Annotated in this window: 17 protein-coding genes; 16 read left to right on the top strand and 1 reads right to left on the bottom strand. The window is 36.3% G+C overall.

What is annotated here, in order from left to right:
• Window positions 1-9: 9 nt before the first annotated feature.
• The 13 genes from M23134_RS20020 to M23134_RS41265 all read left to right on the top strand — a co-directional run bounded on the left by M23134_RS20020 (window position 10) and on the right by M23134_RS41265 (window position 12,282).
• Complete coding sequence (locus M23134_RS20020; RefSeq protein ID WP_002699208.1) at window positions 10-3,639, top strand: polymorphic toxin-type HINT domain-containing protein; 3,630 nt, start codon at window positions 10-12, stop codon at window positions 3,637-3,639.
• 4 nt (window positions 3,640-3,643) lie between these two features.
• Window positions 3,644-4,339 (top strand): hypothetical protein, encoded by a 696-nt coding sequence (locus M23134_RS20025; RefSeq protein ID WP_002699211.1) that lies wholly within the window; start codon window positions 3,644-3,646, stop codon window positions 4,337-4,339.
• A 16-nt stretch (window positions 4,340-4,355) separates the two neighbouring features.
• Entirely contained in the window at window positions 4,356-5,045 is a 690-nt protein-coding gene (locus tag M23134_RS20030) for a hypothetical protein (RefSeq protein WP_002699213.1), read from the top strand.
• A 79-nt stretch (window positions 5,046-5,124) separates the two neighbouring features.
• Complete coding sequence (locus M23134_RS20035) at window positions 5,125-6,207, top strand: polymorphic toxin-type HINT domain-containing protein (protein ID WP_002699215.1); 1,083 nt, start codon at window positions 5,125-5,127, stop codon at window positions 6,205-6,207.
• Window positions 6,198-7,472 (top strand): hypothetical protein, encoded by a 1,275-nt coding sequence (locus M23134_RS20040; RefSeq protein ID WP_045113953.1) that lies wholly within the window; start codon window positions 6,198-6,200, stop codon window positions 7,470-7,472. The genes M23134_RS20035 and M23134_RS20040 overlap by 10 nt, the downstream gene beginning before the upstream one ends.
• Before the next feature lie 37 nt (window positions 7,473-7,509).
• Window positions 7,510-8,952, top strand: coding sequence for an intein C-terminal splicing region domain protein (locus tag M23134_RS20045; RefSeq protein WP_002699219.1), 1,443 nt, complete (start codon window positions 7,510-7,512; stop codon window positions 8,950-8,952).
• Between the two features lie 7 nt (window positions 8,953-8,959).
• Window positions 8,960-9,559: a hypothetical protein gene (locus M23134_RS20050; protein ID WP_002699221.1), complete on the top strand. Its 600-nt coding sequence runs from the start codon at window positions 8,960-8,962 to the stop codon at window positions 9,557-9,559.
• An 81-nt stretch (window positions 9,560-9,640) separates the two neighbouring features.
• On the top strand, window positions 9,641-9,922 hold the full coding sequence (locus M23134_RS20055) for an IS3 family transposase (protein ID WP_045113955.1): 282 nt from the start codon (window positions 9,641-9,643) through the stop codon (window positions 9,920-9,922).
• Between the two features lie 8 nt (window positions 9,923-9,930).
• Window positions 9,931-10,560, top strand: coding sequence for an IS3 family transposase (locus M23134_RS20060; RefSeq protein ID WP_002699223.1), 630 nt, complete (start codon window positions 9,931-9,933; stop codon window positions 10,558-10,560).
• A complete protein-coding gene (locus M23134_RS20065) occupies window positions 10,557-10,763 on the top strand; it encodes a hypothetical protein (protein ID WP_045113956.1) in 207 nt (68 codons plus the stop codon). The genes M23134_RS20060 and M23134_RS20065 overlap by 4 nt, the downstream gene beginning before the upstream one ends.
• Window positions 10,764-10,793: 30 nt before the next feature.
• A complete protein-coding gene (locus M23134_RS20070; protein WP_002699224.1) occupies window positions 10,794-11,297 on the top strand; it encodes a hypothetical protein in 504 nt (167 codons plus the stop codon).
• Complete coding sequence (locus M23134_RS20075; RefSeq protein WP_045113957.1) at window positions 11,294-11,815, top strand: hypothetical protein; 522 nt, start codon at window positions 11,294-11,296, stop codon at window positions 11,813-11,815. Before M23134_RS20070 ends, M23134_RS20075 begins: the two co-directional genes overlap by 4 nt.
• Before the next feature lie 290 nt (window positions 11,816-12,105).
• Window positions 12,106-12,282 (top strand): hypothetical protein, encoded by a 177-nt coding sequence (locus tag M23134_RS41265; RefSeq protein ID WP_157558561.1) that lies wholly within the window; start codon window positions 12,106-12,108, stop codon window positions 12,280-12,282.
• A 76-nt stretch (window positions 12,283-12,358) separates the two neighbouring features.
• Here the strand turns inward: M23134_RS41265 and M23134_RS20085 are convergent, their stop codons facing one another.
• Window positions 12,359-12,562: a hypothetical protein gene (locus tag M23134_RS20085; protein ID WP_002699232.1), complete on the bottom strand. Its 204-nt coding sequence runs from the start codon at window positions 12,560-12,562 to the stop codon at window positions 12,359-12,361.
• A gap of 313 nt (window positions 12,563-12,875) precedes the next feature.
• Between M23134_RS20085 and M23134_RS20090 the strand changes: the two genes are divergently transcribed.
• The 3 genes from M23134_RS20090 (at window position 12,876) to M23134_RS20100 (ending at window position 17,076) form a co-directional block, all read left to right on the top strand.
• Window positions 12,876-14,735 (top strand): intein splicing domain-containing protein, encoded by a 1,860-nt coding sequence (locus tag M23134_RS20090; protein ID WP_002699234.1) that lies wholly within the window; start codon window positions 12,876-12,878, stop codon window positions 14,733-14,735.
• A gap of 78 nt (window positions 14,736-14,813) precedes the next feature.
• Entirely contained in the window at window positions 14,814-15,488 is a 675-nt protein-coding gene (locus tag M23134_RS20095; protein ID WP_002699236.1) for a hypothetical protein, read from the top strand.
• Window positions 15,489-15,555: 67 nt separating this feature from the next.
• Window positions 15,556-17,076: a polymorphic toxin-type HINT domain-containing protein gene (locus M23134_RS20100; RefSeq protein ID WP_082226614.1), complete on the top strand. Its 1,521-nt coding sequence runs from the start codon at window positions 15,556-15,558 to the stop codon at window positions 17,074-17,076.
• The last annotated feature ends 2 nt before the right edge of the window (window positions 17,077-17,078 follow it).

Below are 17,078 nucleotides of genomic sequence, written 5' to 3' on the forward strand. Positions count from 1 at the left end.
TGGAAAATCATGCGTAAAAAACTTACTGGAATACTTGCAATTATTCTGCTCGCCATTTCTTTTGGTCTACAAGCCACCGACACTACCTATGTTGCCAAATATAAAGACAATAAACGCGTAGAGCAAATGGTTATTTTGCTCAATCAACAAATTGCGCGTAATGCCTACCTGCCCACGATTGACCAAAACTATGTGATAGATGGTAAGTTTGAAATTACCAATCAGCGTACTTTTGGTGCTCAGGTGACTGCTGAACTCAATGAGCAATTAAAAAAGCTGAACGAAGCTAAAGAAGCCACCAAACAAGTTGATTTTTATGTGATTATCCCCCCTCCCATTATCCAAAGGTCTACCGATATAGTGATTGGAGGCAAGGGAAATGGTACCTCAGCAAATGATATACAAAAGAAGGGTTTTGAATCCAATTCGATCAAGGAGTCCATCAAAGCTGCTTATAGTTTTACCAGACAAGTTTATCAAAGAAGCAAGCTTGCCAGTGCCAAACGTATTGGGCTTTTGCTCAATCTTGATAGTTTTATTGGGGTCTTCAACAACAAGAAAAGGGAATATTTCTTTCCGTGCCTGGCCTTTGGTAATCGTCTTTCGGCGGGTATGGTCAAGCGAGGTGTCCAAGAGGTGATGGAGAGGCTTAAGCAAAGGTCAAGCCTTTGGAAAACCAACCAAGGTGGTTCTGTTAAGGGACAAAATATGACCAATCTTAAGCTTGATAAAACCAGCATTATTGATTTTACAAAAGTGTGTATCAGCACCATGCAAGTGTTTATTGGTACCGAAGTATTCGCGGCAGATACCACAACCTACCAGTTTAAATCAAACATAGAGACCCGACTTTCTCAACTTTCTTTTACCAACAAAGCAGCGATCATTGCCAGGGTCAAAACATTTGATAAAAAACACTTATTTGGCACAAGTAACGATCGCTTGGTGGTTGAAGACTACGCAGGGGTGTTGGACCCCAAGACATTCTATGCCTTTTTTAAGCAAGATTCTTTTCTGAAGCAATTCTTGTCAAAGAAAACCCTTCACGACTTTACGCTTGAGGTATTTACTACTTCTGATGCCAGTGTAGAAGCCTCACGTACAGATTTTGCCTCTGATATCAAAGGCAAAACTGCCCATCAATTGGCTTATGAGCGCCCTCTAGCCCCCAAAGGGGTCAGAATAAGCCTGCACTTTAGGTACGAAAAAGGTCAAAAAGTAATTACCCAATGGGTGATGCGTTTGGGCGAAGCTTTGTGGTTTTCGAAGGGGCGCAAAACTATCAAAGTCATCCCAGTTAAACAACCCACCATCAAAACCTTTGATGACTTTGTAAAAGTAAGTTTGGCGTATATCAAAGGAGGGTTAGAACTCAACCTTAACTTATTAAAACAACTTAAAATAGACGAAAAAGTATGGAATAACCCTGACCTCGAAGAACCAGGAAAAACAATTTACCCATTATTGATTGGAGTCTATAATGGCTTAATAGACCAGGTAGCCTCGGTTCCTGAAAGCATTTTAGAGATCATTGGTCTTTTGAATGAAATTGCCCGCTATGCAGTAGACAAAGATTACCGAGCCAAAATTGATCAAGCCCTGGCAAAACTCAAAGACGTTGATTTACAAAAAATACTAGATGATAAGATTGCCGAAGAGCAAAAGAAACTGACCAAAATCAACAATCCCTCTTATTATTTGGGCAATATGCTTACCCAGGTCATTATAGAAGTCATCACAGGTAAGGGACTGGTGAAAGTCTTGAAAGAAAGCGTAGACACATTCAAGAAGCGTAACAAGAAAAAAGGAAAAGGGAAGGATGGAGATAATAACAAAGGTAAAGGCAAACAGAAAAAGCCTGAAATCATTGTAAACAATGCCTTGCTTGCCGAATATGTAACGTATAAAGACAAGAAAAAAGTCAAGAGCAAGACGACGGTGGGTAAAGGGCAAACCACTACTAAAGAAGGCGAAAAACTGCTTACTATCAACAAATTACAAAAGAAAGGCACCTATAGCAAAGCTTATGTAATCAAAAAAATTGTGGATAAGGCCTTCAAAAAGCCCACAAAATTGAAGGGCATTTTCGCTACTTCTGAAAATACAGAAGTAGGGCGTTGGGCAAAGAGCAAAGGCTATCAAACGGTAAAGATCAAAGGCGGGGTGAAGTTTGTGAAGGCACCAACAATTTATGTTTTTCAACAACAATATCGAAGTAAAGCCACTTGGATAGCAGTAGATAACCAGCATAAAAACAACAAGGCGGAGCAAAAACATTGGTTATATACTGCCTCGTTCAAAAAAAACGGCAAGGAGGCAAGGCTACTTTATTTTGAAAAGAAACAGGCCGCCAATAGTTATCAGAATAAGCCTGCGATTTTTGAGGCGATTTATGCAAAAATTAATGCCAAGTATAAGGTCACCAGTATTTTTATCCCCAAAACCAACAAAAGTGTTTTTGAGGTGGTTCGGAAAGGGGGCAATATTGAGGAACTTAGGGCAAAAGACAAGCAAAAACAACTCAAAGGCGATGTAATTAGTTGGGCTTTGCGCAAAAAAAAGAAAAACAACAATAAAACTGCTTTTAACTATGCCTTTATCACTTATGGTAAAAAGGGCATAGTAGATGGGGTAAAACTTACCCGCACTGCTTGTTTTCCAGCGGGCACACCTATCTTTTTGGGCATCAGCGAAGACACAGGCAAGCCACACTATGCCCCCATCGAAACCATTCGTTCAGGAGATGTAGTTCCTTCCTTTAAGGCCCCATCGGGCAAAGTAAATTTTCAACAAGTAAAAGGTGTTTCACAAAGTATTGCCGAAGAACTCATCAAGGTATATGCAGGGGGCAAACTGGCGTTGATGCCTACTCCTGAACATCCGTTTTGGGTAGCAAGCAAATGGTTAGCCGCTAGTGAGCTAAAGCAAGGTGATAGTCTGTGGCTATTTAACGGGCAACAAGTAGCCATTGATAGTGTAGTGCGGATTGATACTGTAGTAAGGGTGTATAACTTTGAGGTGGCTCATAACCATACTTACTTTGTGGGTGAGTTGGGGGTTGGGGTGCATAATAACTGTGCTGAAGAAGCTTTAGAGGAGGCTTTGGATATTGTAGGACAAGCAGTTTTATCAAATATAGCAGAAGTATCAAAAGAAGAGTTTTTAGATGAAAGTGATCAAAACTATGAGTATTTTTATCGTGCTATGGGTACAAATGAATTTTATAGCAATGGTATGGGGTTGATTGTGGGTAAATATGATGAAGATTCAGAAGAGTGGTTGGGAGAACCTAGTTTTGTTGCTTCGGATTTACAATATCTTATTGCTTCTGGTTCTGGAAAACAACAAGGGTTATTAAGAAGATCTGATCAACAAGGAGTTTATCAGGTAGTAGTGAAATATAAAATGAAAATAGGTACAACTACAGTGCTTGATGAAAATAGTGTTAATCATGGTACTTCAGGAGCTAAAATCAAGAAACTTATTAAGAAGAGGAGCGTGTCAAGAAAAAGAGAGGGTGAACGTTTTTTAGGTTATAAACACTATACTTATGGTTTTCATGCTGATATTGCAAATGACCATTTTCATCCCCATATAGTGGAAATTGTATATGTAAAGGTAAACAACTTGATAGATTGAAAATATGGATATCGAGAAAGCTAGTTTCAATTTTGATTCTTTGAGTAATATTTGTGAGAACTATTACAATCAAAATATAAAAGCATCTAGTATTAAAAATGACGAAGATGCAAGAGAGATATTAGAACAAGTTGCAGATGATTTAATTGATCATCTTGTAAAGTTGTGTGCTCTAAAATATACTCAAGATTTAGAAAAATATGATTATCCTGTCCGCAAGTTTAAAAATGATATTTTAAATAGTATTTCTTCATATAATTGGTCATTTATTCAAATTCTTACTGAGACACCTTTTATTTATAACAAATCTTTTAGGCTCGAGGATGCTGAATTATTAAGAATTTTAAATATTCTAGTAGAACCTTATGAAACAAAAAAAAATCAAGGTGAAGAACTTAAGGCAGGTTTATTTTTTGAATATTTTCTTGACCATCTGGAGTATTTTCCACAAGAAGAAGCTTTGAGATTAATGGACAAAATGTTAGGTTTTGATACAGTAAATGAAGATTGGTATGAGGCTTTCCTTGGTTGTTTTTCAAAGTTAAAAAACCACCTGCCTAAAAACAAAAAGGGCTTTGACATATTAAAAAAGGGCTTTCTTATACCTGATATTGGATGGACATTTAAAAATTTTATAAAACAAACCTACATGAAAGAAAATTTAGTAGATGAGAGGTATAATTGGATAGAGAATAATTGAGAAGTTGTTAGAGTGAATGACAAAAATTGATAAAACACTGCTTAGCTTTGAGTCACTTTATGAGGTTTTTGACAAATTTACGAGTCAGACTATCAAAGCTTCTCAAATATCAGATGATGAAGAGGCAAGGGATGAGTATGATTATATTTTGGGAGAGTTTACTCAGGAAATGGCTAAAATATGTGCCATTCAGTATTCTGAAAAAGTACTAAAGTCAGAAAATCCACAGAAGCAATACAAAGAAGATTTGATGAATGCTGCTCAAGATCACAATTTATCTTTGTTGGAAGTTTTATTATTATCGCAGTTATTTTCAGGTGATTTTTTCAACCCCAGCCCAAAAGAAGTATTGTTTATGCTTACCAAACTAATTGAACCCTATAGGTATAACAAAGAGCAGGGGGAGCAATATCAGTTGGGTTATATATTTGAACAATTGATGGAGTGGTTAAATGAAGAACAGGGCGCTTTTTATTTAATGGAGACAATGCTGGGTTTTACAAAAGTAACCAAGGAATGGTATGAAGGCTTATTATCCTCTTTTCTTAGGATAAGAGAGTTGTTGCCTCGAGACAACAAAAAATCATTTGATTTAATCAAAAAAGGATATGAGATTTTCCCTCCTAGTTTGGCTCTTGACTTTAGAGATTTTATACAAACGCATTATGTAAAAAAAGGCTGGCAGATGAAGAATACAATTGGATAGGATAAAAATAATCAGATATTTTACAGTAATACTTTAGAGCTGGGCTTACACAAGTCTAGCTTTTGTTTTTAATGTCCTCATGCCTACTCCAGAACATCCGTTTTGGGTAGCGGGCAAGTGGCGTGCTGCCAGCGAGCTAAGGCAAGGCGATAGTTTGTGGCTCTATAATGGGCAACAAATTGCCATTGATAGTGTAGTGCGGATTGTAGTAAGGGTGTATAATTTTGAGGTGGCTAACAACCATACTTACTTTGTGGGTGAGTTGGGGGTTGGGGTGCATAATGATTGTGTGGTAGTAGAGTATTTATTATCAAATTTTGTTGAAAAAAAGCAGACCTTTACTTGGGTTAATTCTGGGCCATTAGTTAAACACTTGGGTGATATAGGTAAGGGGTATAAAATGTTAGAAGAAGAAATAAAAAAAGATTCTACTTTGATGGATAAAAAGATAAATGATATAGTATCAGAGTTATCTGCAGACTTAAAAAAAGAGTTAACAGAAAGTAATTTCTTTATCCAATATAAAACACTATCTTATCAAGAAGTAACTAATTTGTATAACAGTTATCTACAGCTGTGGAAATCAGAAAAAAGTCAACGTGACAGCATTCTAAATTATATATCCAAAAATGATCCGATGGTAAGTTCTTTTGCTATTTGGGCAACCTACTCTACAAAAAAAACACTTCCACCTTTAGCTGATTTAAAGCTTAATTGTTGGGAGTTGGTACTGTTAGGGGCGTATTTGGCTGGGGAACTTGATTGGAAAAAAATACACGAGATTTATACAAATGACCGTCTAGGGTATGAATTTTCAGTTGATCCATCCAGTGCCTTCCAAGCTGACTTCACAAAGAAGTTAGGACTTAAAAGTTCCTCTATTAATTTCTACCGCCCAGTTGATATGGTTGAGGGTAAGATGGTAAGGCGTAAAATATCGGGAGGAAATATAATATTGTTTGCTAAAGGTCGCATGTTCTTGAAGCATGTTGCTATTGCAACAGGACGTCAAGCAGATGATGAATCTCCAGAAGTAATCACATTTCCATCTGCACCCGTGGAATTTGGAGATCGAGTCCCAGTAGCATTGTTAAGCCTAAAAAAATTAGGGCAACTATTTGGTGGTGCTAGAGCAATGTATAAGATACCCAAATGGAAATAGATATGTATTTTAAGCTAATCAAGACAATTAATTGGAAAAAGATAGCCAAGTCATATAGAAAAGGTATGTACGAAAATATTGAGAATTGGTATAATTTTCAAATCATCAATGAACACATGTTTTTTTGGAATAAAAGTAGGCAAGGAGAGAATATACAAGAATTTCAATTTGAACATGTGGACCATGATACATTAATTGCATATGTGCCAGAGAACACAATAGCTTTACATAACTTCAAAGAAAAGATATTTGCTATTAATTTGTTATCGGGTAATAGATATACTTTTCAAGTACATGATGTTGAGGGAAAATGCATATATCAAATACCCCTTGATGAAGTATTTCCTGTAGGGTGTAAAATCTTAACTTTTTTCTCTGTGCTGGATGAACTCTTTTTAGCGTATAAGGTTCGAGATGATTATTCACAGGTTATTGTTGTTAAAATAGGCAAAGATCACTCTATAACCTTTTTTCAGAGATACAATACAGAGGCCGAAAAAATATTAGTTGCGGGTGATGGAGTCGTCTTACCAATATTATTGGATGGCAAACCACCTATTTGGCTTTTTCATAATTATATGACCCTTGATCAATCTTTTATAAACTATCCATATCCACAGCATAAGGTAACTATGCCTTTTCCTTCCTCACCAGATAATATACCTGAGTTTTTTGAAGATTATTTGTCTATGGATATCTTAGGTATATCGAATGGAGATGTACTATTTTCAGCACTTGAATTTACACAATCATATTACGATAATAATAATACTGTTTTTGATGAAGATATCTTTATACTTTCATGTTTTAACTCAAAAGGAAGTGTGTTATTTAAGGAAACCTTCTCTTCCATCCTAATCAGTGAAGATAAAACCATTTACATTATTCGTCAAAGTGAAACATCAAGAACAGGGAAAATACTACTTGAGGAAAGCTCGCCCATGAGAACAGGGAAACAGCTTGAGTTGTTAGTTCCAACAGAAGACAAAAATGTTTTAGATAATTGGAAACCAAGGTACATTGATACTGATAAAAAAATTTATGTTGTCAATAAACAAACAAATGAATCCATAATATATGATAAACTAGGAAGAAATCATATATCATTGAGTGATAAAAAACTAAGAAAATTTAAAGAATTCACTTCAGAAGTCAAATTACAACCGCCCAAAACATGGCAAATAAATAAGAAAGGAGAAATATTTATTCCTATTTGGGGTTCAGAAGGACTGGATATAGTAAAACTAAGTCATCTTTTGGAATGATTCATAACAGGCCAAGGCAAGCCCCAGCAAACGAAGCGTGAGCGTGATTGTGGCAGAGGCGGCGGCGGGCGTCAAAATGAGTGATTTCAAAGCACTGAAAGACAAGCCCCAAACCGAGATAGACAAGGCCGGACAAAAAACCCTGGTGGGCAATTGGGCGGCAAACCTCAAATTAGCAGGCAAGCCCCAGGAATACAAGTATACCCTGGTGCGCAACAACAACATACGTTTTGCCAAAACCGCTTGCTTTGTGGCAGGCACCAAAATATGGCTACATGACTATAGCCAGAAAAATATCGAAGACGTACTCCCTGAAGACACGGTAAGAGCTTTTGATGTCACCACCCAGCAAGAAGTACTAGGCAGGGTTACCCACACGATGATCAAACAATCCTCCACTTTGATTGGCGTATACACTGTTGCCGATGCCTTATGGGTAACGCCTGAACATCCCTTCTATGTCAATGGAAAGTGGATGCCCGCAGGTAGCCTCAAAAAAGGTGACCAACTCACCTTGCTCAACTATCGTCAGCTCCTCGCCCGTAAAACCCGTCACTTGCCCCGCTCCGCTCAGGTATTGATCGATAGCATTGTTGTAAAAGACACGGTGGCTACAGTGTATAACTTTACTGTGGCGAAATACCATAACTATTATGTGGGGAATGTGGGGGTGTTGGTGCATAATAATGAGTGTAGACCTAAAATTAAAATTCATCCTGATTATATTGGTTTAAAGCAAGACCCATTAGCTCCTTATTCTTATAACATTCATAATAAAAAGCTAGAGGTATATTACCCTGACACAAAAACATTAATTAAAACGGGCTTTTTGTGTTTTGTAGTTATAAACGGAAAGTTAGTCATAGGTAAAGGACATTATAATTTAGCCGATGAAGCAAAAGAAGTAGACGCTGCAGGATTTCTTCATATTAGAAACGGCTCACTTGTAAAGATAAGTAATGCCTCTGGACATTATATTGTATCAGTTGGTTTTGCTAAAACATTTTTTAAGGAGATTTTTAATGAGTTGGATATAGATATAAGCAAAACAAAAATAGAAGCATTGCCCGATAACTATTATGCAGCAAGGCCACTGCTAAAAAATGTTGGTACAAAGCAACCTAAACGTTCTCCTTACAAACATAAAATTGAGAATGGTATCTTACTAGTTACAGAAATAGACCCTATTTGGCAAGAGCCTTATGAATATGCTCAAATGTCTATGGTTATTACAAAATCTGGTGATTTTAGAATTGGGCGAGGACACTATAACCTTTCAGAAGAAGCTGATGAAGTCCAATTGGCTGGGATGTTTATATACGATCTTGATGGAAAAACTGACTTTGAAAAATATGATGTATCCAATGACTCTGGTCATTATCTGCCATCATATAAGTTTGCTGTAAAATACTTTAAAAGACTATTGACAGAACAAGGTCTTGATGTCAAAAGAATAAAGTTTTCATACTCTAAATATTAGATAAAATATGGATAAAACCATAAATAACCTTGTTAATGCATTGTGGGAAGCATCTTTTAATGCACGCTGTCAGCCAGTAGATCGTTTAGCTATATTGCCAGTGATAAAAGATATTAATGGTTTAGCCAAAGAGAAGCGTATTGCTCTTATCGTTAAAGCCTCAAACTTCTACAACGACAAATCTTTTTTTACAAGGTTAATGACTTGTTTACCAGAGTTATGGGCAAACATAATATTTAAAGATATAGTCGCCATTATAGCATCCTTAAAGGGAAGTGTGTCATTAATGTCAATGGTGGAGTTTTTCTATAAATATGTTGAAATAGATGTATTTGACCTTGCTTTAGATTGTGAACACCTACCAATAAATGATAGAGAACTTCTTATTTCATATTATGCACAAAACTTTGCTTTATTGTTTAAGCATGAAAGAGTTGATCAAAAATGGTACACGGAAAAGAGGATGGGAATTACACTAGAACCTATGATATTACTAAAAGAAACATTCTTAAAAGATCATAGATTTCAAGAAGCATTGAGCGATAAATCTATGATTGAAAGTTACCTTAAACTTAAATATAAACATTTCAAAAATAGATTTTTATAGAAACATAGTTCAGGTAGATTTGAGAGGGGGGAATTGCTACATTTGTTGTGAGAGTAAGAAGCGCCCGTTATCTTAGTTATTATGAAACAATACGATAAAGAATTTAAATTAATGATCGTTGATTTGCTAGAATCAGGTCAATCTGCGAAGCAGGTATCTGAGGACTATAAACTCAACGCCAATATGATACGCCGTTGGCTTCGCGAACAACGGAGCAATAAGGAAAGTTTTACTGGCAAAGGTAATCCATCTCTAAGTGACTCAGAGAAAGAATTACATGTATTACGTAAGGAATTAGCCGAGGTAAAGTTAGAACGAGATATTTTAAAAAAGGCAGTAGGCATCTTCTCCAGGAACGACTGAGGATTTACATGTATATTAATGAGCACCGGAAAGAATTTCCAGTTGAGAAGATGTGTAAGGTATTTGGTGTTAGCAGCAATGCGTATTATAACTGGCTTATCAAAAGAAAAAAAATACACGTACCTTACGTGGCACGCCTGATGAAAGAGATGGGTTTGCAAAGCAAAATACGCAAAAAGTGGGTAGTGACCACTCAACGAGCGAAAACCCACCCTGTTGCAGACAATTTGTTGGATCGTCAATTTGAGGTATCAGAAACAGGCAAAGCGTGGGTTTCTGACATCACTTATATACGTGTAGGACAAAGTTGGGCTTATTTGACAACAATCATTGATTTAGCTGATAGAGCCGTAGTAGGTTGGTCAGTAAGTGAAGATATGACCACCGAAAATACGATCAAGAAGACTTGGGTAGCTGCCCGGAAAAAACGTGACATCAAGGAAGGTTTTCTTCTACATTCGGACCGTGGCGTTCAGTATACTTGTGGACAGACCAGAGGAATCTTCGACCATCATCAAAAAGCTAGGCAATCTATGTCCAGGAAAGGAAACTTTTGGGACAATGCAGTGGCTGAAAGCTTTTTCAAGACTATCAAATATGAAGAACTTAACCATCATCAATTTCAGATCATAGCATGACCGTTGAGGTAACAGATAATTTAGGCAGAAAAAAAGTAATAACTGTTGAGAATGCCCTAATGAAGAGAACTAAAGAAGCTTGGCAATGGATGCATGTCGCCCAGAATGCAGAGGTTGCAACAAAGCCTTTTCTTGCTATATTACATCTTACAGGTGAGAAAATGGGGCAAATGTATAGTTTTATTCTTGAGATTTTAAAGTAGCATTGAGATAAGAAAATTTATCTTACTGATATGAAACAAAAAAATAACTATTTGCAAAACTTTAAGCAAGAGTTAGCAAAAACAATGAAGAGGAAGTTGGTGGCTGAAAGAAAGGGTATTTTATGCCTTGATAATCTGGAACTTGTTGCTGAAAAATTGGATAAGCATTCAAAAAAATGCGGGGAATGTAAGAGAATGAAAGAAATTCTTCTTGAATACATTATGGAACTTCAGTATCTTGATTATAACTTGTTTTTTGACCCGAAAAGAAAGCATGAGCTTGATACTTTGGTGGAAAAGAAATGTTTGTGTGTGATCAGGCATTTAAAAAAAAAGCATCATTATAGAGGGGTTTTAGAAAATAGAATTACTTGTGTATTTATTGGATTCTTCTCTGCAATTATGTTGCTCATTGTTAATTGGTTTATTGCCTTTGGTTGGCACTGGCTGCTATCTTTCCCTATGATAACCATTTCTTGGTTGATTGGGTACACTCTAGATAAAAGAAACATAAAAAAGGGCTGGGCTATATGACGCAAAATGAAGATTGGGCTAAACATAACCGTCAAAGAAATAGAAAATGGCTTAAACGCAATGTTCGTCGATTGAAAAAGATGTCCTCAGTAAAAAAAAGGCATTGGCTGGGTCTACGCCTTATTGAAACCACTCTCATTAATTCAATGCGAGCATTGGTGTTCGAGGCAGAAACAGATGAGGTAGCCAATACTTATAAAACTAACTTTGATAGGTACTTTAAGCTAATGGGAGCTCCAGATTCTGAATATGTAAGCAGGGCAGAGATTAGGCACTGGAACAAAAAATTGATTAACCCTGTAGTAGACTATCTTCATGACCAAAAAGACTATGTTTTTAGACATGCTTTTAAACGTTTTTATACAGTCCGTGGTGTTTGGATAGGGGCATTGTTGTGGGGGGTGGGTGTTGTTAAAATGTTTAACTTTCCTTGGCTCTGGTATTATTCTTTATTTTTGGTCATTGTGGCTTTTTTGGTGGGTAGTTTGATGGATTTTATTAACGTGAAAAAGGTATAATACGTCTTTTTAACAAATAATTTTATCTCCAAAAACCAAGTTAAGTCTCTCAACTTCGTCTTGAGCCAAAGGGTTGTCGTACAAGTCACTAATCTATTGGCCTTATTTGGTCAGGTAAATATTGTGAATAATATAACTGATTTTAAGAAAATAATCTTTAAGGGAGACTATTTTGATATCAAAGCTTTACTAATTAAGATAAATAATAATAAACTTATTAATGTAATTGATTTAGAGCCATTTTCCCAACTTTCAGATGAGTAGAGGCACTAATTATGCGAGGAAAAAGAATGAAGGTTGCCAATATTGCTCTAAGACAGTTTCCGTTGCCAACTAAAAAGAGACTTCAGGGTACAGGGTTTAAACCTCACGATTTTTTAGACGACTGGATAACAAATGATAAAAAAACAACTGATGGTAAAATGGTAAATCCTAATGCTATTTCATTTAATGATTACATAAATTAAGAATTACACCAAAAATCAACTTGATAAGGCGAAGAAAATTCTCACAATATTTGTTGATATTCTAGATTAGGAACAGTTATGAACCAGTTGGGTCTCTTGGTGAAATGATTGCCTTATTTTCAGAAGTTAACTTAACTCTTATCAGTTGATTAATATCAAATTGTCCCCCAAAAGTTAATACTAGTGGTTTTAAGCCAATGAATGCTTCTACTTCATTACCATCTTCTAATCTTACTAGATAACGTTGGGTGGCTATCTTTTTTAATACTTTGCCGTTCATAACTTTCTATTATAACCTTAGGTCTATATCATTGTTTACTCTATCTTTCCACAAATCAAACTAGCCAAAACTGGCCTTCGTATAACGGGATTTATTAGTTGGTGAAGCCACACAATCAAGGCAGGGATGGTGCTTTAAAAAGGCTAGATAGAGTAATCATTGGTTCTAAGAAATATAACAGAAAAAATGACATGTAAAAATTATTAGGGCTAAAACTTTTAAACTTAAGTGTCCAGACTCCCCTCCCTATAAAACCGCCATCCGGACTTGGGCAAAGAGCAAAGGCTATGAGGCAGTAAAGATCAAAGGCGGGGTGAAGTTTGTGAAGGCACCCGAAGCCTTCATTACCAAGGCAGGTACAGGCAACAAACAAACCTGGAAACTATATGCCAGCAAAGCCGACCAAGCGCAAAAAAAGAAGCCCATCATTGAGGCAGTATATGTAACCGTCAAAGCCCAGGAAGACAAACAAGCCCTCAAGATTGTCTCCATCCAATCGCCTGAGCAAAACAAAGTGGCCAAACAAAAGTGGCTGACAGCTTTGTTTAAGGCAGTAGTAGCAAACAAAGCCTCAGAAGGCAAAGCCAGCCCTACCAAAAGATCAGTAAGCGTAATTGTAGCAGAGGCAGCAGCGGGCGTTAAGATGAGTGATTTCAAAGCTCTAAAAGAAAAACCCCAAACTGAGATAGACAAGGCGGGACAAAAAACCCTGGTGGGCAATTGGGCGGCAAACCTCAAATTAGCAGGCAAGCCCCAGGAATACAAGTATACCCTGGTGCGCAACAACAACGTACGCTTTGCTAAAACCGCTTGCTTTGTGGCAGGCACCAAAGTATGGCTGCATGACTACCGCCAGAAAAACATCGAAGACGTACTCCCTGAAGACACGGTAAGGGCTTTTGATGCCACTACCCAGCAAGAAGTGCTGGGCAGAGTCACCCACACGATCATCAAACAATCCTCTACCCTGATTGGGGTATACACCGTTGCCGATACCTTGTGGGTCACCCCTGAGCATCCCTTTTATGTCAATGGAAAGTGGATGCCCGCAGGTAGCCTCAAAAAAGGCTATAAATTAACCCTACTTAATCAAAGCCAGCTCCTCGCCCGTAAAACCCGTCATTTGCCCCGCTCTGCTCAGGTATTGATCGATAGCATTGTTGTAAAAGACACGGTGGCTACAGTGTATAACTTTACTGTAGCCAAGCACCATAATTATTATGTGGGGAATGTGGGGGTGTTGGTGCATAATAATGATTTGTGTATAACTCAAAATGACAATGTTGTGACAGTAACTTTAGCCAAAACAGGAGCTATTTTGGGAAAAGGCGAATATACATTTAATCAATTATTAAAGATAGAAACAGATACACGAAATCAGAAAGGTGTTGCCAGAGAAAAAGTAATGGATACTATCTATGAGGAAATGTTAAAAAAATATACAAAAGACAAAATATATGGCGTAGAAATAGAATATGACAGCTATGACAAAGTAACTGATACAAAAGATGATTATATCTATTTTCAGAAAAAAATTGGAGGAATCAAACAACCAGAGGATCAATATTTACGAAAAACTGCAAAAGAATCGACTGTTGGTAAATGGCTAAAGAAGAAAAATTTAGATGATGATTTTAAATACATAATAGTAGATTATGATACCAAATTTTTAGAATTAAAATTTGTTAGAATTTTTAAACTAAACCCAAACAATCAATTTACAGCGACTAAAACAGGAAGTGAAGTAACAATTTCATCTGACTTATCTTCACCCTTTTCTAAACTCTTTGTAGGTCTCCCACCGAATAGTGGGGAATTAGATAATGGAGAGTTATACCTTGTAATTAATGTCAAGAAAAGTAATGGTAATTGTTTTTTAGATTATGGAAGTGGAGGGGTTGTATTTGATAAAATATTTGAGGCTTTTGGAGGTAAAAAGAATGTCAAATCTATCTTGGGCACTTGGGTTAGTGGAACTAACCTTGAACAGTTTAATAAATATTTAAAAGGCATTAAATCACCTACCCCAAAACAATTGGAAGACGCAGCACTATCTACTTTTACTGGAAAAAAAGCTGAATCAAAGGGCTACAATAAGGCTAAGATTAAGGATACCAAGAAGGATGTGAGTAGTGGTATGTATAAAGTCGTTGAGGTAAAATTTTACTACTAAATATAAAATAATGACTTTCATTGCTACAGGTTAGGACTAAATTAAAGAAGTACATTATTTAGATTAGCGTATACTTATATGATTGACTACAAAGAAGCAAAACATATCCTTAGGTTGCTAAGGAGCAATACAATAAGCAATCGTAGCTTGGGATTATTATTATTAGAAACACAAAATGTTCTTCCTATGCTTCAACAAATAGTTGAAGAAGAAATGGGATACAGTTATTTATCAAATAACGTACTGTTTAAAAATGTAGGGGTCATTTCAGAAGAGACAATATCTACTATTAACAAAACTGTTGTAGAAATAGTAGAAACAAAACGTCAAAAAACATCATTTAAATCCAGAGCTCAAAAAATGAAGTCTGTAGATGCAAGTATTACTTTTTCGTTTTGGTTGTTTCGTTTTTTACAAAGTTATTTGTCAGAATCAATTGAGTTTTTATTTGACCAAGATGAAGCAAGTCTGCAGTACCTTATTTTGGTCAAAGAGCCACTTTTGTGGGATGGCATACAATCAAAAGTTGAGGCATTAATGCATATAAATGCCTTTATTGAAGCTCAAAATAATCAAGGAATGGATTTAAGATTAGCAAAGAGGACATTAAGTAAAGCAGTAGCAAATTCATTAACATATTTTGAACTTGAAATGATTACTAAAGCACCTATTAATTTTGTCATACTCCCCGATCAAAATCTTGAGCAATGGTTTTGCATCCAAAAACTTACCTTTGATTTAATACTTGAGTAATCCTGTATTATCCAGGTCTATTTCACCAAAACAGTTTATTTTATAGTACGATTATCGCCAGAAAAACATTGAAGACGTACTCCCCGAAGACACGGTAAGAGCTTTTGATGCCACCACCCAGCAAGAAGTACTAGGCAGAGTCACCCACACCATCATCAAACAATCCTCTACCCTGATTGGGGTATACACCGTTGCCGATACCTTGTGGGTAACGCCTGAACATCCTTTTTATGTCAATGGAAGATGGATACCCGCAGGCAGCCTCAAAAAAGGGGACCAACTGACTCTACTCAACCACCGTCAGCTCCTTGCCCGTAAAACCCGTCATTTGCCCCGCTCCGCTCAGGTATTGATCAATAACATTGTAGTCAAAGACACTGTAGCTACAGTGTATAACTTTACCGTAGCCAAGTACCATAACTATTATGTGGGGAATGTGGGGGTGTTGGTGCATAATAATGAGTGTTTAGAAGAAGAGGAAGCAAAGTTAATATATGCTGTGTCAGCTCGTGTAATAGACCATTACATTAAGCAAGATGTCGTACCTCGAAAATCTTGGAATGGAGATTTTGACAGAGATAAGTTAAAGTTAACCCCAGAGGCTGAAAGGTTGATGAGGAAAGCAAATGATGAATTAAAGGAGGAGTGTGAGTGCATGAAAAAAGATAAGGACATTTCTGAAAAATGTGCCTTGAAGGTATTCAAAGCCTTTTTAACTTTATATGACTTTGAAAAATTTACCAAACCTAAAAGAAAAATCTTTTCCCTAAAGAAGAAAAAAGCAGATGCAACTAATCCATTAAAAGATGATATAAAATCTAATGCAAACCAAAATCTAAAGTTTTTTGCCTACAAGCTTTGGTTGATGGGTTTTAGTTATGAAGAGGTTATAGGTTTGTTGAAAAAGATGAAACTTAATAATTCTGATCTGCCATATGTATTGGTTTTGGAGGGTAAAAAAGTTAAATATGGGGCTGATCGTGTAACTTTCTCTGCGAGGCTTTTCCTAATGTCTTTACCTTTTGGTGAAAATGCAATATTATTCAGAGGTGATAGTAGAAACCCCAAACAAATCTTTGATGCAAATGGGTTTCATTCTAGAGGTCAAAATATTGATTTAGAAAGCTATGCTATACAAATGCCTAAAGACGCTGCATTTATAGGAACATCAAAGAATCATCCGTTCTATGATAAAACAATCACGTCTAGGTTATTTGCAACAACTCAGCCTCAAGGTAGTATAGAAGGATTTATCTACTTTATCAAAAATGATGGGCAGGGCATTGATGTTAATAGTACTTTTATAAATAAGTATGGTGAACAAGGTCCTCCTACCCGTACAAATTCACAAGGTAAAACATTAAAGTGGTTGCCTAAACAACGAGAGGTTGCTTTTAAGTTTCATATTCCGTTAAATCAAATATATGGAGCTATGTATATTGACATTCATTATGGGGTGTTAGGTAATTTTATACCCGTAAAAGATTTCAAAACTTTTCATTTAAAATCCTATGAAACCAGAATGGGAGTTAAAGTTGGCAGAATTCAAAATTACAAACAATGGGAATCATTTTTTAAAAATAACTGACA

It is taken from the genome of Microscilla marina ATCC 23134, from assembly GCF_000169175.1.
Lineage (GTDB): Bacteria > Bacteroidota > Bacteroidia > Cytophagales > Microscillaceae > Microscilla > Microscilla marina.